26 protein-coding genes are annotated in these 24341 nt (G+C 37.5%); 8 read left to right on the top strand and 18 right to left on the bottom strand.

Features of this window, described 5'->3' with window-relative positions; genetic code table 11:
• Positions 1–67: 67 nt before the first annotated feature.
• From ACRPLQ_RS10070 to ACRPLQ_RS10055, 4 genes are all read right to left on the bottom strand, one after another.
• Positions 68–559, bottom strand: a complete 492-nt coding sequence (locus tag ACRPLQ_RS10070; RefSeq protein ID WP_033579112.1) for a GNAT family N-acetyltransferase — start codon at positions 557–559, stop codon at positions 68–70.
• 94 nt (positions 560–653) lie between these two features.
• Positions 654–1238 (bottom strand): cysteine hydrolase family protein, encoded by a 585-nt coding sequence (locus ACRPLQ_RS10065; protein ID WP_033579113.1) that lies wholly within the window; start codon positions 1236–1238, stop codon positions 654–656.
• A gap of 21 nt (positions 1239–1259) precedes the next feature.
• The gene (locus ACRPLQ_RS10060; protein ID WP_013057236.1) at positions 1260–1568 is read right to left on the bottom strand and encodes a cupin domain-containing protein; all 309 of its coding nucleotides are present in this window, start codon (positions 1566–1568) and stop codon (positions 1260–1262) included.
• On the bottom strand, positions 1543–2310 hold the full coding sequence (locus ACRPLQ_RS10055) for a YqcI/YcgG family protein (protein ID WP_033579114.1): 768 nt from the start codon (positions 2308–2310) through the stop codon (positions 1543–1545). Before ACRPLQ_RS10055 ends, ACRPLQ_RS10060 begins: the two co-directional genes overlap by 26 nt.
• A gap of 152 nt (positions 2311–2462) precedes the next feature.
• Between ACRPLQ_RS10055 and ACRPLQ_RS10050 the strand changes: the two genes are divergently transcribed.
• A complete protein-coding gene (locus ACRPLQ_RS10050; RefSeq protein ID WP_165635230.1) occupies positions 2463–3104 on the top strand; it encodes a LysE family transporter in 642 nt (213 codons plus the stop codon).
• Here the strand turns inward: ACRPLQ_RS10050 and ACRPLQ_RS10045 are convergent.
• From ACRPLQ_RS10045 to ACRPLQ_RS10030, 4 genes are all read right to left on the bottom strand, one after another.
• Complete coding sequence (locus tag ACRPLQ_RS10045; RefSeq protein ID WP_165635231.1) at positions 3090–3911, bottom strand: alpha/beta fold hydrolase; 822 nt, start codon at positions 3909–3911, stop codon at positions 3090–3092. The genes ACRPLQ_RS10050 and ACRPLQ_RS10045 overlap by 15 nt on opposite strands.
• 213 nt (positions 3912–4124) lie before the next feature.
• Complete coding sequence (gene parC / locus ACRPLQ_RS10040; protein WP_430078876.1) at positions 4125–6551, bottom strand: DNA topoisomerase IV subunit A; 2427 nt, start codon at positions 6549–6551, stop codon at positions 4125–4127.
• Positions 6548–8524 carry a DNA topoisomerase IV subunit B gene (parE, locus tag ACRPLQ_RS10035; protein WP_028413163.1) on the bottom strand — a complete coding sequence of 659 codons (1977 nt, stop codon included), beginning with the start codon at positions 8522–8524 and terminating at the stop codon, positions 6548–6550. The genes parC and parE overlap by 4 nt, the downstream gene beginning before the upstream one ends.
• Positions 8525–8857: 333 nt before the next feature.
• Positions 8858–9271, bottom strand: a complete 414-nt coding sequence (locus ACRPLQ_RS10030; protein ID WP_367077184.1) for a CoA-binding protein — start codon at positions 9269–9271, stop codon at positions 8858–8860.
• A 205-nt stretch (positions 9272–9476) separates the two neighbouring features.
• On the opposite strand from ACRPLQ_RS10030, the gene plsY reads away from it, so the two are divergent.
• Both plsY and ACRPLQ_RS10020 read left to right on the top strand, forming a co-directional pair.
• Positions 9477–10070, top strand: a complete 594-nt coding sequence (plsY, locus tag ACRPLQ_RS10025) for a glycerol-3-phosphate 1-O-acyltransferase PlsY (RefSeq protein ID WP_014459891.1) — start codon at positions 9477–9479, stop codon at positions 10068–10070.
• 388 nt (positions 10071–10458) lie between these two features.
• A complete protein-coding gene (locus tag ACRPLQ_RS10020; protein ID WP_013057245.1) occupies positions 10459–10749 on the top strand; it encodes a HesB/YadR/YfhF family protein in 291 nt (96 codons plus the stop codon).
• Between the two features lie 41 nt (positions 10750–10790).
• Here ACRPLQ_RS10020 and ACRPLQ_RS10015 read toward each other — a convergent pair whose 3' ends face one another.
• The 3 genes from ACRPLQ_RS10015 to tlp form a co-directional block, all read right to left on the bottom strand.
• Complete coding sequence (locus ACRPLQ_RS10015; protein WP_048019239.1) at positions 10791–11213, bottom strand: acyl-CoA thioesterase; 423 nt, start codon at positions 11211–11213, stop codon at positions 10791–10793.
• Between the two features lie 78 nt (positions 11214–11291).
• Complete coding sequence (locus ACRPLQ_RS10010; protein ID WP_432235941.1) at positions 11292–12719, bottom strand: phospholipase D family protein; 1428 nt, start codon at positions 12717–12719, stop codon at positions 11292–11294.
• A 112-nt stretch (positions 12720–12831) separates the two neighbouring features.
• A complete protein-coding gene (gene tlp, locus ACRPLQ_RS10005) occupies positions 12832–13074 on the bottom strand; it encodes a small acid-soluble spore protein Tlp (RefSeq protein ID WP_013057249.1) in 243 nt (80 codons plus the stop codon).
• A gap of 172 nt (positions 13075–13246) precedes the next feature.
• Between tlp and ACRPLQ_RS10000 the strand changes: the two genes are divergently transcribed.
• A complete protein-coding gene (locus ACRPLQ_RS10000) occupies positions 13247–13858 on the top strand; it encodes a hypothetical protein (RefSeq protein ID WP_432235940.1) in 612 nt (203 codons plus the stop codon).
• Between the two features lie 31 nt (positions 13859–13889).
• Here ACRPLQ_RS10000 and ACRPLQ_RS09995 read toward each other — a convergent pair whose 3' ends face one another.
• The 4 genes from ACRPLQ_RS09995 to acnA form a co-directional block, all read right to left on the bottom strand.
• Positions 13890–14033 carry an acid-soluble spore protein N gene (locus ACRPLQ_RS09995; protein ID WP_014459885.1) on the bottom strand — a complete coding sequence of 48 codons (144 nt, stop codon included), beginning with the start codon at positions 14031–14033 and terminating at the stop codon, positions 13890–13892.
• A 44-nt stretch (positions 14034–14077) separates the two neighbouring features.
• Positions 14078–14221 (bottom strand): FbpB family small basic protein, encoded by a 144-nt coding sequence (locus tag ACRPLQ_RS09990; RefSeq protein ID WP_014459884.1) that lies wholly within the window; start codon positions 14219–14221, stop codon positions 14078–14080.
• Positions 14222–14433: 212 nt separating this feature from the next.
• Positions 14434–15033: a TlpA disulfide reductase family protein gene (locus ACRPLQ_RS09985; protein WP_028413159.1), complete on the bottom strand. Its 600-nt coding sequence runs from the start codon at positions 15031–15033 to the stop codon at positions 14434–14436.
• 195 nt (positions 15034–15228) lie between these two features.
• A complete protein-coding gene (gene acnA, locus ACRPLQ_RS09980) occupies positions 15229–17949 on the bottom strand; it encodes an aconitate hydratase AcnA (RefSeq protein ID WP_033579123.1) in 2721 nt (906 codons plus the stop codon).
• A 221-nt stretch (positions 17950–18170) separates the two neighbouring features.
• Here acnA and sspO point away from each other — a divergent pair, with 221 nt between their 5' ends.
• The 4 genes from sspO to ACRPLQ_RS09960 all read left to right on the top strand — a co-directional run bounded on the left by sspO (position 18171) and on the right by ACRPLQ_RS09960 (position 20250).
• Positions 18171–18320, top strand: a complete 150-nt coding sequence (gene sspO / locus ACRPLQ_RS09975) for a small acid-soluble spore protein O (protein ID WP_013083371.1) — start codon at positions 18171–18173, stop codon at positions 18318–18320.
• Positions 18321–18532: 212 nt separating this feature from the next.
• On the top strand, positions 18533–18673 hold the full coding sequence (locus tag ACRPLQ_RS09970) for a small acid-soluble spore protein P (RefSeq protein ID WP_013057256.1): 141 nt from the start codon (positions 18533–18535) through the stop codon (positions 18671–18673).
• 152 nt (positions 18674–18825) lie between these two features.
• A complete protein-coding gene (locus tag ACRPLQ_RS09965; RefSeq protein WP_034266496.1) occupies positions 18826–19266 on the top strand; it encodes an Hsp20/alpha crystallin family protein in 441 nt (146 codons plus the stop codon).
• 150 nt (positions 19267–19416) lie between these two features.
• A complete protein-coding gene (locus tag ACRPLQ_RS09960; protein WP_028413156.1) occupies positions 19417–20250 on the top strand; it encodes a Ku protein in 834 nt (277 codons plus the stop codon).
• Positions 20251–20272: 22 nt separating this feature from the next.
• On the opposite strand, the gene ACRPLQ_RS09955 is transcribed toward ACRPLQ_RS09960, so the two are convergent.
• From ACRPLQ_RS09955 to ACRPLQ_RS09945, 3 genes are all read right to left on the bottom strand, one after another.
• On the bottom strand, positions 20273–20671 hold the full coding sequence (locus ACRPLQ_RS09955; protein ID WP_014459877.1) for a hypothetical protein: 399 nt from the start codon (positions 20669–20671) through the stop codon (positions 20273–20275).
• 187 nt (positions 20672–20858) lie between these two features.
• Positions 20859–22571, bottom strand: coding sequence for a DUF2357 domain-containing protein (locus ACRPLQ_RS09950; protein ID WP_034266499.1), 1713 nt, complete (start codon positions 22569–22571; stop codon positions 20859–20861).
• On the bottom strand, positions 22525–24159 hold the full coding sequence (locus ACRPLQ_RS09945; RefSeq protein WP_033579126.1) for an MrcB family domain-containing protein: 1635 nt from the start codon (positions 24157–24159) through the stop codon (positions 22525–22527). Before ACRPLQ_RS09945 ends, ACRPLQ_RS09950 begins: the two co-directional genes overlap by 47 nt.
• Positions 24160–24341 lie beyond the last annotated feature (182 nt).

The raw sequence follows: 24341 nt of genomic DNA, 5'->3' as shown, positions 1-24341 counted from the left end.
ACTTATTATTTTAATAACCTTTACACATGAAACTAAAACGTTACAATGTGTAAAGGTGTCATACATCTTATAAAATAAGCTGATAAAAAAGTACATCTTGCCACTGATCAAATTTCCAGCCCACTTCTTTAAACTCTCCGCAAAATGTAAAATTAAATTGCTCATGCATTTTGATACTGATATCATTCCCTTTTGTAATTCCTGAAATGACAACGTGATGGTCGAGCTCTTTAGCTAATTCCAAAATGCGCTTCATAAGCTGTTTCCCAATACCATGCCCTTGTTGATTTTTATCAATATAAATCGATAGCTCTACTGTTTGAATGTACGCTTCTTTATCTCGATACGAGGAAAGCGAAGCATAGCCCGCTACTACTCCATCTTTTTCCGCGACAATAAGTGGAAAAAGTTCATTGCTAATATGATTATTAAACCAGCCCCTTCTTTGTTCTACTGTTACAGGCGTTAAGTCAAAAGTAGCAGCACTTGTTTGAACGGACTGATTATAAATTTCAACAAGCATAGGTAAATCTTCTTCTTTAGCATAACGAATGATCATATGTACAAACTCCTTATAGTATAGAATTATCTTTATTTTACTTCTTTTAAGAAACATAATCTACATAAAAAACCGATGTGCGTATGCACATCGGTTATTGGTTTTGGGCATATTGAAAGGTTTGAAGGACTTGAAGAGTCTCTTTTGTAGAAACGACCGTTGCAAACTCTCCGTGCAAGGAAGACAGTGCGAATGTATGTACATCTTCTGCAAGAAGTCTGGTTTTTCCATCGTAGGACATACAATCAAAACAGGCCGTTGCATCGTTCACAACATACGTCCTATACCCTAGATTTCCAGCCATGCGCGCAGTCGTAGAGACGCAGTGATTAGTAGTTAGTCCTATTAAGATAAGCGTATCATAGCCATTTGCTTTTAAATAGCTATCTAGCTCTGTTCCAATGAAACAGCTGTTCACGTGCTTGCGAATTAAGTATTCGTCTTCTTGTGGACCAAATCCTTCTTTGAACTGAAACCCCTTTGAACTTGGATGTAAAGGAGAGTCTGGATTTTCTGATGCATGCTGCACGTGAATGACAGGATAGTCTTGGCGCCTCCATGCTTGCAGTAGCGTCAGCATATTCTTTTCTGCATCTAAATTGTTTCTTTCTCCCCACTGGGGTGAATAAAACCCTTCTTGTACATCGATAAGTAGCAACACTGGCCGGGAACGTAGCATAAGCATCATCTTCTTTCGTCTTTATTTTAAAATGGAAATAACGTATGTGCATCCATCAGGACCGGCTTTTGAAGAATGAACCGTTTGTTTCGGTAAATGTATCCGATCTCCGGCCTGACATAGAACCGTATCACGTTCAACTGTAAAGTAAATAGATCCTTCAAGGATATGAAGAATTTCATCAGTTGGATGCGTATGAGACGGATGTGTTTGAAAAGCAATATCGTGCTGTACTTCAACGTATCCAGTATACGCCGGAAGCAGCTCTTTAATTACTTCTTCAAACTTTCCGCCAACTCCTTTTTTAATAGAGGCTTTTTTTACGTCCATGCTGCTCACTCCTTTTTAATTTAAATGGACACTGTCCGGTAGTATGGTTATTATCATCGTGTAAAAAATATTGCTTCCACTCTCTGTTTTCCTGCTGTCCATACCAGCCTAACTCAGGGTGAGCTGATACGTCATCATATGTTTTTAACCGATCGCGGACGACTTTTTGTACATGCTTCCCTATTTTTGAATCTCCTGTCATACCTTCAAACACCCACCGCGGCTGAAATGTAATCATAAATCCTCTGCTCTTACGGCTTTTACGTAGAGAATGAGCAGGCGTATTACAGACGACAAAAATAGGTTCTCCGTGAAAACAAAATTCCCATAATGCATCTTTTGGGTCTTTTGGAATATCTTGCGGCCATTTCTTTTGATCAATTTGATGAAGAAACGTCAGCGTATCCCAAAACATCGTTTCGTACTCTTCCATTGACCGTTCTTTATGTTCAGGCTTAAAGAATAACACAAAGGATGTATAGCGACCTATGGTCTTAAATGTATCTATGTATTCTCTAAGTGCCGCCGCTGCATGTTTAATATCTTGATAGTTATAAGGAGTCGTCACAAATGAAAAACGCAGTAAATCTTTTTTAAAGCCTTCTACCCCTAATATACAGGGAAATGGATTTTCTTCTGATAATATATCGCTTTGGAAATATTGAAAAGCATCTTTCCCCCAGAACGGGACATGCGTTGACTCTAAAATCTCATTAGCTCGAAAAAGCATTTTTGATGCCATTAAAACCCTCCTTATGGAACTCAACGTTACATGTGTATTAAAAAAAAGAAAGTTTATGAGTATTTTTAACTAAATCTCGCTTCTAAATTATAAAATTCTAATCTATATATATATAAGCTACTATTGGACAAGTTAGAAAGGAGGCTGTATTTGTGGAGTGGTTTTTGATTGCTATAAAACAAATAATTCTAGGTATTAGTCTCGCAGCACCGGTAGGTCCAATTAATATAGAGATGATTAAAAGAGGTCTGACAAAAGGATTTTGGGCTTCTTGGCTAGTCGGTTTAGGAGGAATGACAGCCGATATCTTATTTATGCTTCTCATTTTAATAGGGTTAACCCCTTTTGTTCAGATGCAGGCTGTTACGGTTGTCCTGTATGCAACGGGTTTTGTCATGCTCACATTTGTTGGCTTTCAAAGTATGAAACAAGCTGTCTCTCGTTCCTTTTCAGTAGATGTAAATAGCCCTTCTGCTAAAAAAGATAAGTCGTTTTTTACAGGTTTTTTTATTGCTCTTATGAATCCTTTAAATATTGTGTTTTGGTTTGGTGTATTTGGATCAAGCTTAAGCGAAAGCCTTCAAAGTCAAACGTGGCTATCCGTCTTTTTTCATAGCTTCTTTATTATTTTTGGCATCATTCTTTGGAATTTAAATATTGCGAGCAGCATTCATTTTACAAGAAAATTTATCACGCCTAAGCTTTTTCGCCTCATTACGTTAGGTGCTGGTTTTTTACTTTTTTTATTTGGCTGCCAATTCGGTTTTAAATGTGTATCCTTACTTATCGGCTGAGCTTTTATTGATGAGTTCAATAAGGGTGTCATTTACTTTCTCACGTTCATCATAAAAAAGACCGTGTCCACTATTTTCAAATGGGATCAGTGTAGAAAATGAAATGTGGCGATTCATTACTTTTGCAAGATCAAATGGACAAATTTGATCTTTTTTTCCGTGTAATATATATGTCTCAGCGAAAATTTGACTCAAATCTTCCTGTAAGTCTTCGTCTCGTAAAGACACCGCAGTTTTAATCGTTCCATGGCCAGATGCCTCTAAACCTAAATCTTGAAACCACCCTCTAAAAGCTGCGCTGACAGGCTGATTAAAAAATTTTTTCCCAAAGTCTTCAAGCATGTTAGGACGATCTCTATACGTATTTTGAATAATTGTATTTACTTCTTCAGAAGGAAGTCCGTATGGAAAATCAGTTTTTTGAATAAAGCTTGGAGCCGCTGCCCCTAATAAAATTAACTTCTTCACGCCATATCCTAAGTGTCTACTCATATATCGAATGGCAATGGCTCCCCCCATAGAAAAGCCTACTAGCGTATAATTTTTAAGTCCTAATTTTTCTACTAACATACGAATATCATCCGCTAATTGATTGTAAGAATAGCCGGTGAAAGGCGTATCTGATTTTCCAAATCCCCGAAGATCAGGAGCAATACACCGAATACCGCAGGCCGGCAGCGTTGTAAATTGGTATTCGTACATTTTAGCGTTAACAGGCCACCCGTGAAGGAAAAGAACGGGTTCCCCTTTTCCAATATCCCGAACAAAAAGTTTAGTCTTAGGAGTTACGTGAATAAAATAGTTCATATATAACACCTCCTAGATGTTTATATATATATATATGTTTTGGACAATTTGAACATTCAAAAGTTTCTTAGAGGCCTGTGTAGGAGATGCATGATGTTCATTTGGAATGAGAGTAGGAAAATCATTTCGTATTGTTTATTTAGAACATAGTTTAATTTAAAAATATTGGGTAAAAAAAGTAGTAAAGCTTTAAAAACTTTACTACTTTTTTTATTATTTTTCTTCCAGCCACATATCAACTAAATTGCCAGCTTCGCTTTGGTCCAATACGAATGAACCGTTGCTGTATCGGTCACTAGCTCGCATTGTAGATGGATCAACCTGCTCGATTTGACCTTTAGATGATTCCACTATCATGTAATGCTCTTTAGAGATTACTTTTACTTTTGCAATTTGATGCGGATTAGATTTTAGTTCTCGGACCATCACTAGCCCTCGTTTTGCTCGTGCTGATTCTTCAAACTCAGCAATTTTTGTCTTTTTCACAGCTCCTCGCTGCGTGGCGATAAATAATTCAGTTGATAGAGCTTCATCTTCATCGAAGATAACGCCGCTTACAACATAATCATCGTCTTTTAAGTTAATTCCTTTTACACCAGAAGCGCGAGTTCCTACAATATTAATTTCTTCTTCCCGGAAACGCAGTCCGTAGCCAGAGCGAGTGGCAATAAACACTTGTTTTTTACCATCCGTTTGATATACCTCCACTACTTCATCATCGCCTTTTAAATTAACAGCGACAAGAGCTTTGGAGTAGCGCTGTGCTTTATATTGAAGTAATTCTGATTTTTTGACCATACCATTTTTCGTAAAGAAAAGCAGATACTGATTTTCTTTAAATTCTTTTACCGGTATCGCTCGTACAATCTGCTCTTCTTTATCAATTGGAACAATGTTCATGATATGCTGACCCATGTCTTTCCACCTGATATCAGGAAGTTCGTGCACTGGCATATATAAATAATTCCCTTTGTTTGTGAAGATGAGCAGCGTTTCGGTTGTATTAATTTCATACTTCGCTAAAATTCGGTCCGTATCTTTCATACCGAAGTCTTGCCCGTTAGACGCGGCGTAAGAACGAAGACTTGTTCGTTTTACATATCCGTCTTTTGTGACTGTTACCATCACTTCTTCAGATGGAACCATCACTTCTAGATTAATTTTAATCTCTTCGATTTCCGCTTCAATTTTTGAGCGGCGTTCTGTACTGTATTGCTTTTTTACACGGCGTAATTCTTTTTTGATTACATTAAAAAGTTTTTTCTCGCTATGTAAGATTTCTTCTAACTCGTTAATTTTAGCACCTAGCTCTTCAGCTTCCGCTTGTAGAGCTGTAATGTCCGTGTTTGTCAAACGGTATAATTGAAGCGACACAATCGCTTCTGCTTGAGGTTCTGTAAATTCATATTTGCCAATTAAATTATTTTTAGCGTCGCGCTTATCTTTAGAAGCTCTAATCGTCGCAATAACTTCATCTAAAATCGACAGTGCCTTAATCAATCCCGCTACAATATGTTCACGTTCACGTGCTTTTTGCAGTTCGTATTTAGAACGATTTGTTACTACTTCTTTTTGATGATCAATATAAGCATCAAGAATGTTAGCCAAACTCATAAGCTTTGGTCGCTTTTTAGCAATGGCAACCATGTTAAAATTATACGGTACTTGCAGATCCGTATTTTTATAAAGGAAGTGAAGTACTCCTTGAGCATTTGCGTCTTTTTTTAATTCTACTACGATGCGCAGACCCGTACGATCCGTTTCATCGCGAACTTCAGCAATACCTTCCACTTTTTTATCTAAACGAAGCTCATCCATTTTCTTCACAAGGTTGGCTTTGTTTACTTCAAACGGAATTTCCGTAATGACAATTTGCTGTTTTCCGCCGCGAATGGACTCCACTTCCGTTTTTCCGCGAATAATAATTTTCCCTTTACCTGTCTCGTAGGCTTTCTTAATCCCGTCTACACCTTGAATGATTCCCCCTGTAGGAAAATCAGGACCTTGGATAGCCGTCATTAATTCTTCAATTGTACACGTTGGTTTATCAATTCGCATGATCGTTGCGTCAATTACTTCACCTAAATGATGAGGAGGAAGTTCTGTAGCATAACCAGCTGAAATACCCGTGGATCCATTCACTAGCAAGTTAGGAAACATAGCTGGTAACACAGTTGGTTCGCTGCTTGTATCATCGAAGTTAGACACAAACTCAACCGTTTGTTTGTCAATATCTCGTAGAAGTTCTGCAGCAATCGATGAAAGGCGAGCTTCTGTATAACGCATTGCTGCTGGGGGATCTCCATCAATACTTCCGTTGTTTCCGTGCATTTCGATTAATACATTTCTAACTTTCCATTCTTGACTCATTCGAACCATGGCATCATATACAGATGAATCACCATGAGGGTGATAGTTACCAATTACGTTCCCTACAGTTTTGGCTGACTTACGAAACCCTTTTTCTGCTGTATTTCCATCTACGTGCATTGCATATAAAATACGACGCTGAACGGGTTTTAACCCGTCTCTTGCATCCGGCAGTGCACGCTCTTGAATAATATATTTACTGTATCGACCAAAACGGTCGCCTAGTACATCCTCAAGAGGTAAATCTAAAAAGCGTTCTGTTTGTGTCATTGTACGTCCTCCTCTGCGACCGTTAATACATTTTCATTATCTAAAATATTTGGATCTTCTTCTAATCCAAACGCTACGTTGCTTTCAATCCATTTTCTGCGTGGTTCTACTTTATCGCCCATCAAAGTGGTCACACGACGATCAGCGCGAGCAGCATCATCAATACGAACACGAATCAGCGTACGCGTCTCTGGGTTCATTGTTGTTTCCCAAAGCTGATCTGCGTTCATTTCACCGAGACCTTTATAGCGTTGAATCATATACCCTCTTCCTACCTTATCGATAGCACCTTGCAACTCTTCGTCACTCCATGAATATTCAACCACTTCTTTTTTACCTGACCCTTTACTTACTTTGTAGAGCGGTGGAAGAGCAATAAATACTTTTCCTGCTTCCACAAGCGGTTTCATATAGCGGTAGAAAAACGTTAGAAGAAGCACTTGAATATGAGCCCCATCCGTATCCGCATCGGTCATGATGACTATTTTATCGTAGTTAATATCATCGATTGTAAAATCTGCGCCTACTCCTCCGCCTATCGCGTGAATGATCGTACTAATTTCTTCGTTTTTAAAAATATCTTGAAGTTTGGCTTTTTCGGTATTGATAACTTTCCCTCGCAGCGGCAGCACAGCTTGAAAGCGGCGATCCCTTCCTTGTTTTGCTGAACCTCCGGCGGAATCCCCTTCGACTAGGTACAGTTCGTTTCGCTGAGGATTTCTTGATTGCGCAGGCGTTAACTTCCCGCTTAGAACAGTTTCTTGACGCTTTCGTTTTTTCCCGTTTCTTGCGTCTTCTCTCGCCTTACGTGCCGCTTCACGCGCTTGAGCAGCTTTGATTGCTTTTTTTACAAGAAGAGAGCTTACGTCTGGATTTTCTTCTAGGAAATAGGCAAGTTTTTCAGAAATAACTGCATCTACCGACGAACGAGCTTCACTTGTACCTAACTTTCCTTTGGTTTGTCCTTCAAACTGAAGCAACTCTTCAGGTATTCTAACGGAAACGATGGCTCCTAATCCTTCTCGTATATCCGTTCCTTCTAAGTTTTTGTCTTTTTCTTTTAGCAGGCTTACTTTACGGGCGTATTCATTAAACGCACGCGTCATAGCGCTTTTTGCACCGGACTCATGCGTTCCCCCGTCTTTGGTACGAACATTATTAACAAATGATAAAATGGTTTCAGAATAACCATCGTTAAATTGAAACGCAAATTCAACTTCAATATTATGATGAATCCCTTCAAAAAAGACGACTGGATGAAGTGAATCTTTTTCTTCATTTAAATATGAAACGAAGGCTTGAATACCTGTTTCATAATGAAAGATATCTTGACGATCATGCCTTTTATCGATTAACTCTATTTTGAATCCTTTTAACAGAAAAGCCGATTCGCGGAGCCGTTCACAAAGCGTATCATAATTGTACACGGTTGTTGAAAAAATCGTGGCATCCGGTTTGAAATGAATCGTTGTTCCCGTTTTTTTTGTTTTCCCTATTTTTTCTAGCGTCGTAACCGGCTTTCCTCCATTTTCAAAACGCTGTTCATAAATAAATCCATCTCTATGAATGGTTACAGTCAACCATTCAGACAGCGCATTTACAACAGATGCACCTACTCCGTGTAAGCCTCCGCTTGTTTTATATCCACCCTGTCCGAATTTACCTCCTGCATGCAAGATGGTTAAAATAACTTCAGGCGTTGGTTTTCCTAGTTTATGCATGCCCGTTGGCATACCTCGACCTTTATCTTGTACAGAAATTGAATTATCTTTGTGAATGGTTACAATAATTTCTTCTCCGTAGCCTGCTAGAGCTTCATCGACAGAGTTGTCGACGATTTCATATACTAAATGATGCAGACCTCGTGTATCCGTACTTCCAATATACATACCAGGACGTTTACGAACGGCATCTAATCCTTCTAGTACTTGAATTGCATCTTCATTATAATTAAATTGTTGTTTCCGAGCCATTCATACTACCCCTTTCATCACAACGAACATTACTACATTATGTATGAAACACAAACGTTTGCGCTTCGTGTCTAAGAATAAATGATCATGTATCCTATCTTTTAATTTTATAGTGTTCGCATCAACAGAACGTATGTTTCTATTTTTGCGTACTTACAAGATTTTAGCACAAATTTCCGTATTATAAAAGCAATATCTTGTGTATTCATGGATTATAAGCCTTATAAAGCTAGCTGTCTAACGTCTATTGTAGCGGAAACTCTCTTACTATTTCAACGCATGGTGAAACCCATGCAAGCAGTGTGCATGGGTTGGTTGTTCTGCTTATAGATCTTACTTTGTTAAAGCATGCTCGACTTTTATACAACGATCCATAACTACAGTATACCCTTTTTTAACGAGCAGGTCATATGCTTCTTCATTAATTAAACCAGATTGTGCCCAAAATACGTCTGCATCTACTTCTAAAAACTCTTCTGCAACTTCAAGCAAATGCTCAGAACGACGAAATACATTAACGATATCAATATGCCCTTCAATTTCTTTTAATGAAGATACGGCTTTTACGCCGAGCGCTGAGTTGATTGTTGGGTTCACCGGAATTATCTCGTAACCTTGCTGCTTCATGGCTTCTGAAACCATATAAGACGTTCGATGAGGATTATCTGATAAACCTACTACAGCAATGCGCTTGCTTTTTTTTAATATTTTACCAAGCTCTTGACGGGAAGGAATTTTAATGGACATGTCTATTACCTCTCTTAGCTATATAATATGTACTGAACAACATTCGCGATTTACAGTTGATTTCCTGCATATAGTACCCGTTTTCTCTATTTTTGTAAACGTCTTCTTTTTTAAAAATAATTGTCTCTCACCCAAAACTAACTATGTTTTTTTAAGTATCTCATGGTAAAATAGAAACGATATAGAAATAAAGGAGCTTTCAAACATGAATTATTTATTACCTATTCTTGCCTATATCTTGGGCTCTATTCCTTTTGGACTAGTTGTTGGAAAACTAGGATACGGCATCGATATACGAGAGCATGGAAGTGGCAATTTAGGCGGCACCAACTCATTTCGTACATTGGGTGTAAAAGCCGGAATTATCGTTACGCTTGGAGACATTCTAAAAGGCACCCTAGCAGCTTCTTTACCGCTTTTATTTGATACAAATCAAAACATTCTCTTCATTGGTTTATTTGCTGTCATTGGTCATATTTTTCCTATTTTCGCGAAATTTAAAGGCGGGAAAGCTGTTGCCACATCCGCCGGAGTGATTTTATGTTATGAACCTCTTTTATTTGTTTTCGTGCTATTATGTTTTTTTATCTGCTTATACATAACGAAGTATGTATCACTGTCATCAATGGTTACTGGGGTATTAACCTTTATCTACACGCTATTTAAACAAGACTACATGCTTATTATGATTATTGGTGTAATTGTAGCCTTTGTCATTTACAGACACCGCGCAAACATTACGCGAATTCTTAACAAAACAGAACCGAAAGTCACATTTTTATCAGGTAAAAAGAAATAAGAGGAAGATCCTCTTATTTCTTTTTTATAACCACTTTGTAAGCGAATACATTTCTTGTTTATTAGTTATACTGATACTAAAATAAGGAGGTGAATAATGTGAAGAAAAAATGTCCCATTTGCAAACGTAATAAGAAAATGGATTCACAGCTAGAAGGAAGCCGCTACTGCGTTCACTGCTGGGAAACCATTGGAAAACAATATGATTTTAAATGAAAGAATGAAACGATTTAATATAGAAATGAAGCATTCGCCTCTATATTAAATCGTTTTATTTTATTTTATTTTATTTTATCTTATTCCTTCCTAGCTGGATTCGTATATATTGGTAATTTATCTATCTTTCTACTATAATAAATGTATCCGCAGTATTGGAAGGAGCATAATTAATGAAATTAACAGTAACAGAAGCAGCAGCTACGTGGTACAAAGACGAAATGATGCTAGAAGGAAACGAAACAATTCGCTTTTTTGTTCGCTACGGCGGATGCAGCAACGTTCAAAAAGGTTTTTCTTTAGGTGTAAACACAGATTCTCCTAAAAACGTTGGCGTTGAAACAAAAGTTGACGGTTTAACATTTTTCGTAGAAGATGAAGACCTTTGGTACTTTGATGGTCATGATTTGACCGTAAATTATAATGAAGAAACAAAAGAACCTGACTTTCATTACGAAGCGTAAGAAAAAAAGCATCGATTTATCGATGCTTTTTATTCTTACGCTTAACCCTGCTTTTTGGCGTCTTCATAGGCTTTATGCCATTCCGGATAATTACGGCGAATCGAAATAGGCTTAAAGTTTTCTTTTTTTACACATACGTGTGACGATGTTCCTGTTAACGCAAGTTCTTCATCTGAATTAAAAATTTCGTATCCGTACACAACGCGTAGACCGTCATAGTTCTCAACCCAAGTATGTACCACAGCTGTCTCGCCATAATGAAGCGGCTTTTTATATGATGCCTGTATATCAATAACTGGCGACAGCACACCGTCTCTTTCCATTTGTGCATAGCTAAAACCTAAATCACTGATAAACTGTGTTCGCCCTATTTCCATCCATACTAAATAGTTAGCATGATACACAACGCCCATCTGATCGGTTTCTGCATAGCGCACTTCGATTTCTTTCTTCGATACTAGCATGACTCTACCTCCTCTTGCACTGTTCCTGTTTTATCTTACCATATAAGGAGAATATACTCCTACTAGTTTGGTTATTACTCAATATGTTGTAAGACTAAGCGCATCTTGAATACGATATATCAGTGTTTCCAGCCTCGTCATCTTATTTTCATACCTTTTATAAGGAAGTGTGTATGTGTAGTCTTTATTTGTCCATAGACGGTCAAAATAAGCGTTTAGTTCCGTCATAACCTTTTTGTTAGGAGGTCCTGATACTTTAATATCCGTTTCTAAGTTCAAATCATCCAAATTTCGTTTTGTGAAATTTGCTGCTCCTGCAATAATCATTGCCTTTCTTTTGTTTCGAATAAATAAAGTTTTAGGATGATACTGCTCTTTTCCCGTATGATACCAGCGAACTTTAATATCGCCTTTAGATTTTTTCACAAGTTCTGCTGCGACTGGACGGTTAGGCAGTCCGAACTTTTTTCTTCCGAACGCATTTTCATTAGGGTCTAAAATTAATCGTACGTTTGCCCCTTGTTCGGAAGCTTTCAAAAGCGCCTTTATTACGTCTCGATCTCCAAGATAAAACATGCCAATCCACACATCGTCGCCTTTTTTAGCATGACGTAAATCATTTAATACGTGCTTATAGATTTTGCCTTCTGTTAACAGCTGAACATAGAGGTCTCCCTTTTCTTTTTCTTTCTTTTTATATAGAGGTAAATCTCCTCCGTAAGAAAAATCAGACACGGCTTGTTCGCTTTTTACAACATCTCCAATGATATTCCCTTTTACTTCAAAGGCCATGTTGGAATTATAAAAGCTTGCATCATGAGGATTGGCAGAGGAGATAATAACGCTTTGATCGGTTGCTACTACTTTTCTGTGATTAGCTTTTACATTTAACAACTTAAAATAAGCACGGGCCGTCACTTTAGGCGCATTATTTCCGAAAGGATTCGTGATCCATCCAGTTCCTTTTTCACCAAACCACTGAACAAAAGTTCTCCACACTGAAGAATATAGTGGAATGGAGTCTCTGAGCTTAGATAAATTGGTTTGCACCACTTTGATTCCGTTTAGCCGCAGTGAATCTAACCACTTTGAATCATGTGAGCCGTAGGTTGTATTGATTTCATCTGTAATAAAGACGATTTCGATAGTAGGATGTTTTCGTTTCTTTTCAATCAGCTTACTTGCAAGCGTATCACTAAGGTGAGGAAACGTTTCACCTTGGTTATAGTAGCCATTAAATAGAAACATATCCATAATAATAAAAGCTTTTGCGTCATCAATCGCATTCGTAACTGCTTGAAAAATATGTTGTTCGGAAACCGACGTCTGCTGGTCTTGATACGTTAGGTCCGATAAAAGAAATACATCTTCTACTTTGTGAGGCTTACTTTCGTATGAAACTCCTTTTGGCAAGGGCTTATGCGTGTGATAAGAGCCCACAATAATCAAAACGACAAGTAAACTGACCAAAATCCTTACTATTTTCTTTTTCACGTGCTTTTTCACCTACATAAACCTCTTCGCTAGTTTATATTATTATTCACCTTACTAAAAAAATATAGAAAGAAAGCAGCTAAAACCGTTTATTTTTAGCTGCTTATTGTCGCTGTTTTACTTATTAAATCGTACCTTCGTAACCATTTTGACGAGCTTCTGATTCATCTTTTATTTCGCTGCGCATTGCTTCAATGCTTACTTCGCGATTGTGATTTTTTTGCTGAATGCGCTGACGTTCTTCTTCAGTGCTGCATGCAGCAGCTTCTTCTGCTTCTTCAATGTTTTTCATTGTATTTTGTACCATTGTTTGTAATTTTTCAACGTTATCACTGCGATCGTCTGGATTCGGTTTATTCCATGCCATTGTATCTTCCTCCTCAAAATAACTTTGTTACAATTGTAGTATGCCGGATTTGTTCATCTCTATAAGTGGAAAAAAATGATTTTAGTTTACATAATATAATTATAATTAAGTTAAAATATATATATAAAACATACATAATATGGTAATATATACATACAAAGGGGGAATCGCTATGACCAAACGAATGATAACATTACTAAGCGTCATCTTTATTGCAGTGCTTGCCGTATTTTTTATGTCGCAAACTTCATTGGCATCAAAATTGACAATAAGTGCCTCTATCAAGCCTCACCATTACTCAAAACATAAAGAAAAAATGTTAGCCGTGACAAACTTAGACTACAAAAGCAATATCATGGCATACGATGTTAAAGCTCCTAATGGAGCAAAAGAAGCTTATGTAAAAGCTACTTATTATGAAAAGGGAAAAGCCAAACAACCTTTATTCTCAGGAGGGTTGACTGTTTCAAAAGAATTTGACATGTTTGCTATTACATATAAAATCGATGATGATACTCACAAAGTAATGTTTAATGTGGGAAGCAACGATACAAACCTAGGGATAGAAGCGGAAAAGCCAAAGAAAATGAACGGCTATTCCTTTACTGGATTAGAGAAAAAACAAAAAGTGAAAATGAATAAACCATATCCAGTTGCTGCTTTATTTGGTGACGATGGCAGTGGCATACGAGTTGCTCCGCTTTCAACCGATGACGGAGAAGTTGTTAAAGAGCTTATTTCGAGCAACCCTTACGTTTATTTATTCACAGTAGAATTCAAATAATAAAAAGTCGCTGAATTCAGCGACTTTTTATTCATTCACCTTTGGTTTGAATAACTTGAGGATGCTTGCCGGATGTATCTTGCATTTGTTTTCCGTTATTTCCACCAGCTTCTCTCGGTTGAGTGCCGATGTGATTCGGAACAAAACTTTTGCTTTGTTTTTTAGGATTTCCCATGCTTATCCCCTCCTCACCGTTACTCTAACCAACTTACTTTAAAGTTATTCAGCTCTTTCAAGCATACGATCTTCTAACCGCTTTTCAATTTCCAATTCAATGCGTTCAATTTCTGACTGATCTTTTAACAGCTGCGTTTTATTTTCTTGCACTAACTCTTCAAATGAACGTTTGCGTAATTTTCTCATGATTCCAACACCTACTTTATGTAATTTTTATGAAAAATCTGAAAAATCAAAAGAAACTGATATCATATAACTATCTATATTGTAACCAATTTGTCAGATAAGTAAACATACTTTTTGAAAAGTTGTAAGAAAGTTTGACATATTTACTGACTTATCTATATATACGATGGTAAAGTAAATAAGTTTCATTTTTAATAAAACAAGCAGCGAAGTTAATTCGCTGCTTGTTGAGCAAAGTTTTCCATTTGTTTAAGCGTCATTGGACCATTCACTCGCTGAACAATTTTCCCTTCTTCATCTATAAAGTAAGATGTCGGAATGGTGGACACCCGGTATTTTTTACTTCCCACAGTATCTTGGTCGTCCAATAATACATGAAACGTAAACTGTTTTTCTTTCAGAAACTTAGATACTGCCTGTTTACTACCTTCTGATGAAGTTAAATTAACCGCAAGCAGCTGTACGTCGTTTCCATATTTCTTATAAAATGCTTGCATATCGGGCATTTCTTTTTGACACGGCGGACACCATGTGGCCCAAAAGTTTAAAATAACTTTTTTTCCTTTAAAGTCCGATAATTGAACAGTTTTTCCGTTCGTATCTGAAAGTGTAAACGGAGGTGCTGTATCTTTTGGTTCTAACCCATAAGCTTGACCAGAAGCCTGACGAGCACTATCGCCTTTTTTAATATTTAAATCCTTGTATTCGCTTAAGTTAGAATTATCGGATGCTTCATTTGGAGAAAGCCCTTCCCAAAGTGCGTAGCTAAGAAAGCCTACTAGAAGCAAGACCGCAATTATTTTTTTAACCATATGATCGGCTCCTTTATTTCTTCTAAAAAGTGATAATCTATGTACTAATAGATATGTGCAATATCTACTAAAATAATCCTTTTATCGGGCATTTTCTTTTATAATATAGCATATTTCCCTCTCACTTTTTGTCGAAAACGGTGCGTTTGCATAAAAAAAGAGCGGCTCACGAGAACCGCTCTTTTTCTTTATACCTTACGCATGTGTTTTAGACTGTAATTTATCACGAAGCACCATTTGAAGGATACCACCGTGACGATAGTAATCAATTTCAACTTCACTATCGAAACGAACCAGTACTTCAAATTCTTTTTTATTTCCAGCTTCATCAGTTGCTGTTACTTTTACAAGATCACGTGGTTTTACTGTTTCATCAACTGCTACTGCAATTGTTTCTTTTCCAGTTAAACCTAATGTATCCGCGCTTTCACCATCTTTAAATTGAAGAGGTAAAACACCCATTAATACTAGGTTTGAACGGTGAATACGCTCAAAGCTTTCAGCGATTACTGTTTTAATACCTAAAAGATTTGTGCCTTTTGCTGCCCAGTCACGAGAACTTCCCATGCCGTAATCTTTACCTGCAAGTACAACAAGACCTGTACCTTGCTCTTTGTATTTCATACAAGCATCATAAATGCTCATTACGTCATTTGTTGGCCAGTACGTTGTCCAGCCGCCTTCTGTACCAGGAGCTACTTGGTTTTTAATGCGGATGTTTGCAAACGTACCGCGCATCATCACTTCATGGTTACCACGACGAGAACCGTATGAGTTAAAGTCTTTTGGTTCTACACCGTTTTCTTGAAGGTAAAGACCTGCAGGTGATGTTTTTGCAATTGAACCCGCTGGTGAAATGTGATCCGTTGTCACTGAGTCACCAAATTTCGCTACTACGCGAAGATCATTTAACGGTTCTACTTCACCTGGCTCTTCTGATAAGCCTTCAAAGAACGGTGGATTTTGAATGTATGTTGAATCATTCTCCCACGTATAAAGAGCATCTTCGCTCGTTTTAATTTCATTCCAGCGCTCATTGTCATCGAATACACGCTCATACTCGTTACGGAATAATTCAGGCGTTACGGTACGGCTAACAACTTCTTTAATTTCATCTTGAGAAGGCCAGATGTCGCTAAAGAATACTTCATTGCCGTCTGTATCAATGCCGATTGGATCTTTTTGTAAATCTACATCTACCGTTCCAGCCAGTGCATATGCTACAACAAGCGGTGGAGAAGCAAGGTAGTTACCCTTTACTAATTGGTGAATACGTCCTTCAAAGTTACGGTTTCCTGAAAGAACAGACGTTACAAGCAAGTCGCTGTCTGCAATCGCTGCTTCAATTTCAGCTTCAAGTGGACCAGAGTTACCGATACAAGTCGTACAGCCATAGCCTACGATGTTAAAGCCGATTTTATCTAAGTATGGAAGTAATCCTGAATTTTGAAGGTAAGCCGTTACTACTTTTGAACCTGGTGCTAAAGAAGTTTTCACGTAAGCTGGAACATCTAATCCTTTTTCTACCGCTTTTTTCGCAACTAAACCAGCTGCTACCAATACGTAAGGATTTGATGTGTTCGTACAGCTTGTGATAGCCGCAATAGCGATGGCACCTGTTTTCATTGTTGTTTCTGAACCGTCTGCAAGCTTAAACGTAACTTCTTTATCCACGTCTTTAGCATCAAGTCCGAAGCTTTGATTGCTAACAGGAGCTGTTAAAGCTTTCTTGAATTCTGTTTGCATTTGAGAAAGTGGAATTAAATCTTGCGGACGCTTTGGACCTGAAAGATTTGCTTCAATCTCAGCAAGATTAATCTCAACAACATCAGTGAAAATTGGATCTTCATTTTCTGGTGTAAAGAATAAACCGTTTGCTTTTGTATATTGTTCGACAACCTGAATGTCTTTTTCATCTCTTCCTGTTAAACGCATGTATGCTAATGCCTCTGCGTCAACTGGGAAGAACCCGCATGTTGCACCGTATTCAGGAGCCATATTAGCAATTGTTGCACGGTCAGCTAATGGAAGTTCAGCTACGCCAGGACCGAAGAATTCAACGAATTTTCCGACTACTCCTTTTTGACGAAGCACTTGCGTAACTTTTAACGCTAAGTCTGTAGCTGTAGTACCGTTTGGTAATTCACCAACAAGTTTAACACCGATTACTTCAGGAACTGGGAAATAAGAAGGTTGACCAAGCATGCCTGCTTCCGCTTCAATACCGCCAACACCCCATCCTAAAACACCGATACCATTAATCATCGTTGTATGAGAGTCAGTACCTACTAGAGAATCAGGGAAAGCTACGAATTCGCCATCTTCTTCAACAGCATGAACAACGTTTGCTAAATATTCTAAATTTACTTGATGCACGATACCAGTAGCTGGCGGAACTGCACGATAGTTATTAAATGATTTTTGAGCCCAGCTTAAGAAATTATAGCGCTCTGTATTACGTTGAAACTCAAGGTCCATATTAATTCGTAATGAGTCAGCTGTACCTGCTTTATCAACTTGTACGGAGTGGTCGACAACGAGGTCTACTGGAATTTCTGGATTGATTTTGTCAGGATCTCCTCCTAAATCAGCCATTGCTTTACGAAGTGACGCTAAGTCTACAACCGCTGGAACTCCAGTGAAATCTTGAAGAATAACACGAGATGGTTTGAAAGGAACATCGATATCTTTGATATCTTTTGTTCCCCATTTTGCAAGGTTTTCGACGTGTTCTTTTGTAATAACACGGCCATCTACCTGACGAAGAACAGATTCTAATAATACTTTAATTGAATACGGCAGCTTAGATACGTTACCTAAACCTGCTTCCTCTAAAGCTTGTAAGCGGTAATAATTATATGTGCTGCCATTAAGATCGAATGACGAACGAGCGTTAAAAACGTCTTTTTTAGTCATTGCTTTTACCCCCTTAAAATTCTATGTATAAAGGATTTACTTACCCCATCCTCTATTCCCTTCACCATCTATCTTAATATAATATTATACATAAGTAAATAAAAAGAATGTTATTAATTAACATAAGTTTCACTTATAACCTTTTTCCATCTGCCTTTTATTTTTCTAATAATTCATATTTCATTGATTTTTACGCATGCTAGAAACGGAGGTGATTCAACATGGCTAAACGCAAGTCAAACCACGTCATTCCTGGAGCTAACGCGGCTAGCGCTCAAGGAAAAGGAGCGGGTTATAATGAAGAATTTTCAAATGAACCATTAACCGAACAACAGAAACAAAATAATAAAAAACGCAAAAAAAATCAATAAAACATTCTCTTATTGGATATACTAATCACTAGTTAGAAAAGCAAAATCGTTTAACTCCATGAAATCTAACGAGAAGGCGTCATTATATATGGCGCTTTTTTTCTGTTCCCATTTCCTGTTTTTGCTAAACCTATTTTTAGAAAGGGGAATTTTTCATCGGATAAATCCCCTGTCACTATCCCACCCTAATAAATGAAAGGGAGGGTTTAACTATGAACAAAAACAGCAGCAAAGACATCAGAAGAAATGCGCCAAAAAGCAATTCTGGACAGCCCGAACCGCTAAGCGGATCTCATAAAGTAAAGAACCGTAAGCATTCTCGCCAAAAACACAATAGCGGACATGATATGTAAAACAGCGGCAAGCTCTCTACAGAGCTTGCTTTTTTATGCATAGAAAAGGCAGCTAGTACTTCAAGCTTATTCTTTGCACAGGAGTTCACTAAGTACATAAACGCGCATATGATAGTAAAGTGAAACAGTTTAAATAATGGAGGAACGTAGAAATGAAAAACAAGCGTCTGCCAGCAGACCAAATGTTTGTAAAAGGCTTTCAAGAGTTGTTAGAAGTCATGCTTTCAAATCCCTTTATGAGTTATTTAGATTATGATTCCGTTCGTATAGATTTATTTGAAACAGAACAATCATTTATTGTCGAAGCTGAATTATTAGGGTATCACCCTAAGGATATTATCGTTCAGATACAAGCTGACCACTTACAGCTCACAGCCAAAAAATACTGCCTTAGAGAATTTCATGATGAAAAGCAAGGAACGCTTGCAAGAGAACAAATGGAAGAAAGCGTTGAACGTACAATTGACTTTCCATTTTCATTGTTGAATAAAAAGATTACCGCTACATTTAGTAACGAAATCCTTGAAATTACGATTTCCAAACATGAGACAAATGAATCTAATCAGCCAATAGTTCCTATTGAGTTCCAATAAAGCTGCAGATGTTGTCTCTGCAGCTTTATTGGAACTATTTAATTGTTTATTTAGCACATAGTTTTTTTAGAAAGTTTTCCTTTTCAAAACAATTGGATATCTCATTTGTTTTACGGCACACTACTAAAAAAGAGTAAAAGGAGAACATTTATGCTTCATACTGCTTGGAAAGGTAAAATCAGCTTTGGATTAATTGACATCCCTATTAAACTGCACGGAGCAATTGAAGAAAAAGATGTAAAGCTGCGCACACTGCACTCCGTTTGCCATACACCCATTCATCAAGAAAAACATTGCCAAACGTGTGGACGAGAAGTAGAATCCGATGAACTGGTTAAAGGATACGAAACCGCGACCGGTCAGTTTGTTGTACTTTCACAACAGGAAATTGATCGTGTCAAAGAGCCCTTTGCAGCAAACAAAGCTGTTGAATTGTTGCACTTTGTTTCGTTAGATGACATTGATCCCCTGTTTTTTGATAAGCCCTACTATATTTCTCCTGAAGAAACGAGCCTAAAAGCTTATTATACGTTATTAAATGCACTTGAAATAACGAATAAAGTCGGTATTGCCAATGTATTTTTATATTCCAAACAGCAAATCGCCATTATTCGTTCCGTGGGCGGCTCTCTCGTTCTTCACACGATGCATTTTGAAGAAGAACTTCGTTCAGTCACAGATGTGCCTAACTTATCTACTACTTCTTCTGTTAATGAAAGTGATACACAAGTGACGGTGGAATTAATTGATAAGCTATCTACTTCTTTTAATCCATCTATTTACAAAAACAACTACCGAGATGCCTTACAAAGCGTCATTCAACAAAAAATAAATCAAGGCGAAGTTACAAAAGTAAGCGGAAGCGAAGAACGAGATATTCGACATTTAATGGAAATGTTAAAGGTGAGCATAGATCCTTCTACTTTACAACCGACAAAATCAACAGCAGAGAAAAAAACGTCATCCTTAAAAAAGAAAGCATAAAAAAAGCTAACGAAGAAGTTCGTTAGCTTTCATTTGCAACAGAAGTCTTAGGAACAATAGCTCCATATGACGCCGGTATTTTTAAATATTGCGTTACTTGATCATTTTCCACAAAAACAATAAAGTTATCTTTTTTATCTTTTCCAATACCTTTTGCTTTTGCTTCAGACCAATTGAAGCCCAGCTTTTCATTTACCTCACTGCGGGTCGTTTCCGGTCCAAAAACATATACTTTATCCCATCTAAAATCACATAATTCATTAAAATCAAGGATGGAAGCTTCTTCTTTACTTTGATTTGTTTTTTTAATTTCATTAATTACGGTTTGCTGAAGTTGCGCTTGGTTGCGTTCGCTGTATACCCTGTCAATAAAAAAAGTTGCCAATAGCGCTACTAACGTGAATAGTAGAATCTTTTTCACTTCGTTGTCCTCCTGATACGTTCTCTGCACATGATACGACTTCTTTTCGATACGGTTTTATTCTCTACTATTCTAGAAAATTCAACAGGAAAATACAACTAAAATCTCGAAATGTCATCAAAACATAAAAAACTTAACACTATGTCAACGCATAAAAAAAGGGCTTGTTCACGTTCTACCTATTTACCTAATCAGCGCTGAAAAGATTTGGTTCTTCCGTACAAATAGTTTTAATAAATTCTTCTACTAGCCCTTCCTCTCCCGGCAAAAAAGGCAGCGCACCCACTCCAACGCGTTCAATACTTTTATAAAAATGATGCTGCTTATAGCCTTCTGCTTTCCCTGGAAACAGCACAACCGCTGTTTGTACCGGTTTTATTCCATTTTCCTCTACAATAGCGTCTCGGTAACGGTGCATGGTATTAATATCTTCTTCTCTAGGAGAGGGCGTATCGTGATTTGGTTTGATACGATACTTAGCGTCAAAAAGATATACACTTTTTTTCTCCCCTTGCTTTACTTCAAGCAGCAAGTCCGGCTTTTGGATAACAGTATGAGTATGATGGTATTCTTTTTGATACCATAGCGTTACTTCTGCTTTTCCCACCTGAAAACGATGGTAAGAGGCCTGCACTCTGACATTCAACCCTTGTTCTGTCGTTGTCATGATGTTTTGTTCTATTCGTTTGCCGTAAATTTGCAACTTCTTTAAAAGACTAACATACGTCCAGTATTCATAGAGAGTTGCGATATCTTTTAATGAAAGGTGGTAAAACTCTCCGTTAAGAGCCAACCCTCGCGTTAAGAACATAAAGTATCTGCTTGCTTCCCGGTAGCGGGGTGCCGTACGGAGTGTAGAAGGAAGAGTTGAAACTTGTATGGTCTTCACTCTTTGCCAGAACACATTGTTTAGCAGCCTTTTTAATTCGGTATGATTGGTTTCTAGAGCCGACACCGCTTCTTTTTTTACATATCTATCTTCTATCAACTTGTCAATTAGTGTAGTTAGCTTGTGATACAGCTGCGTCATCATCCATTTAACACTTTGATTTTCCAAATTATCATAGATAGCTACATGTCTTGTGCCAATTGCTTTTGTGGGTACTACTTTTATATGCCGATTAATTTTAATTCCTCTGCTTGAAGATGCAAGATAGGTAGGGTGTGTTCGGACAAATGATATAGCCTGGCTATCTTGTTTTTTTATTTGATCTCCTCTCATGAGCTCATGTTCAACTTTTACCGATTGAAACGGCTGATTCTCAATCTGACGAACAGAATGAAGAAAGGGTTTCATATAGTGAGAGAGCACATGATAAAATTCCGTCCATGTTGCTTGTTTAGACCAAAGCGATTTTGCTTCAATATACGTTTTACGGAGCATATCGTATGCCAAATCATGAATGTATCCGTTCACTTCATCAACCATGCGTACATAATCTGTCTTGTAGCTCATCTTTGACGGGAAAATTTCAAGAGTAAAAGACAGCTCTTTTTCTATTTCACTGTAGACATGAAACGTAGAATACCCTACCTCATTTTGAAAGCTTATATTTCCTGTTAAAATGTAGGGAAATCTTACGGTTTGAAAACTTTGTTCAACTGCTTTTGAGTCGTGATTAACAAACAGACTTGTTTCATTTTTTGAAACAACTGTAATTTGATAGGTTTCATTTTCAAAAAATAAAGGCTCAAGCGGCGGTTTGGAAGTCATCATGCCTTTTGTTTGATTTAGTACTTTTACATGTGTGATTCCTTTTCCCGTACAAGAAAAAAACATCACTTCTTCTGCAGATTTTATTTTTTTCTTATTCTTTCCTTTTATAACCACCGTACACGTATCGGTTTCAATTTCAACGTACGGTATTAATCCAAAATGACGTGTATCCGTATACTTCAAAACGTCTCATCATCTCCATTATTTTGCGTGCACTTTTAGGAAATCTCATCCCGTCTGCGTTGACAACAGCTGTCTCAAATTCATCATCGAGCAGCGTATTTGTACAGTAATAATAAAGATTTTTTAATAGGTCAAATGTGTAAGCATCGCTTCCTGAAATACGAGGCAAAACTTTTTGCAATATCTGAAAATCAAACGCCTGATCAAATGTAAACACTCCGCTTTTCACTGCGTAAATTAGATAAAAGCATATTTCGTCGCGTACGCGGTAACCTATTTGCAAATCGACTTCTGTAAGCATCTCGTTGACGGTTAGCAGTTCATTTGTTACTTCGTGAATGAGCTCAGCATGTTCAACATACGCATCTTTTAAGTGAACGTATTGACTTTGAATTTGTACATTTTCAATACTGTGCCGAGGTGGATCTCTATCATCTAAAAAATCAAAAGAATCTAGCTGAATCTTATTCAGCTCAATGGTGTTGGTACGATCTAACAACTTTTGACTAAACCCATGAGTTGTTTCATCCATATTAATGGTACCGATAATGAGAAGGTTAGATGGCAAATAAATATCTCGGAACATCTTATGTCCAGGAAATAACGGAGCCGTTTTGATTTTCCCTTTTGACCAGCTTCTGCTTTCCATCACGCTTAAAATATCGCTAAAATAATGTTCAACTCGAGCTAAGTTCATTTCATCCAATATGGCAACATATGTGTAAGCTGGATGCTGAATGGCTTGCTGCATAATCGACAGAAACGATCCTCTGCGAAAATCTCCTCTTAAATCAATATACCCTAATAAATCTGAACTATCGTGCCAATCGGGCCGAACTGGAATAAGCACTTGTCTGCCATTTTCAATCGTGGCACCGATACTATCTGCTAAGAGCTGCGCAAGCTTTGTTTTTCCCGTCCCGCTCATTCCTGATAAAACAATAAAAGGCTTGGTCTTTAAAGCAAAGTAGGCGTTGGCTATATCTTGTCGTTCGTATGTAAATCCAGATTTCTTAATATACTCATGAATGTGGACGATGGCGTCTTTATCGCCAATCATCTCTTTGCTCATTCCGTATGTTTTTATATACTGTTCATGCATACTCAGCAGTAAATGCAAATCATCTTGAAGCTGATCATTATTAGGTAAGTCTGCTATATTGTAAGGAAGGTAAAGAGCTACTCTATCCTCAAAGCTTTTCGCTTCCATGCTTGTACCAATGACAATATGATTATCTTTCAATACGCGGGCATGTTCAGGAGTAAAAAAACGAATGTCTTTCAGATCAGTTCCTTCCCCTGCATCTCCTTTCATCATGACTAAGTAAATGCGCTGACCGTCTTCACTGAATAAATATGCTACTATCACATCACTCTCTATATTCTTATTAGCAAGAGTCACGTAAGGAAATGTTTCAGCGTGGTGGCCCGATATACGCATTTCTTCTCGATTTATATGCTCCAATCGATAAAGAGAAATCGGAAGCCGGCGTGTAAGCATATTTTCTATTTCATGTTTTACAAGTACGTCTCCACCCATTTGTTTATAATGTTCCGCTACATAAAGCAGCCGATCGCGCAAACTCATCGAATTCTCTCCTTTCTGCCTTCACTGCAGTTTGTAAAAATAAAAAGCATCGTCAGTTGACCACGCAAAAGTTTCGTTTCTTTTATTATAGACGCTTTCTTCGTATCGCAAGCTATTTTATAACGTTAGAAAACACTACATTATTCTTTTCTCTACATATATGTTTATGTTCATTTTAATGA

This window comes from Priestia sp. TRN 1309 (assembly GCF_050846875.1).
GTDB classification, from domain to species: Bacteria; Bacillota; Bacilli; order Bacillales; family Bacillaceae_H; genus Priestia; species Priestia zanthoxyli.
The sequence above is the reverse complement of the archived record's forward strand: the minus strand, read 5'-3'. Positions and strand labels throughout refer to the sequence as shown.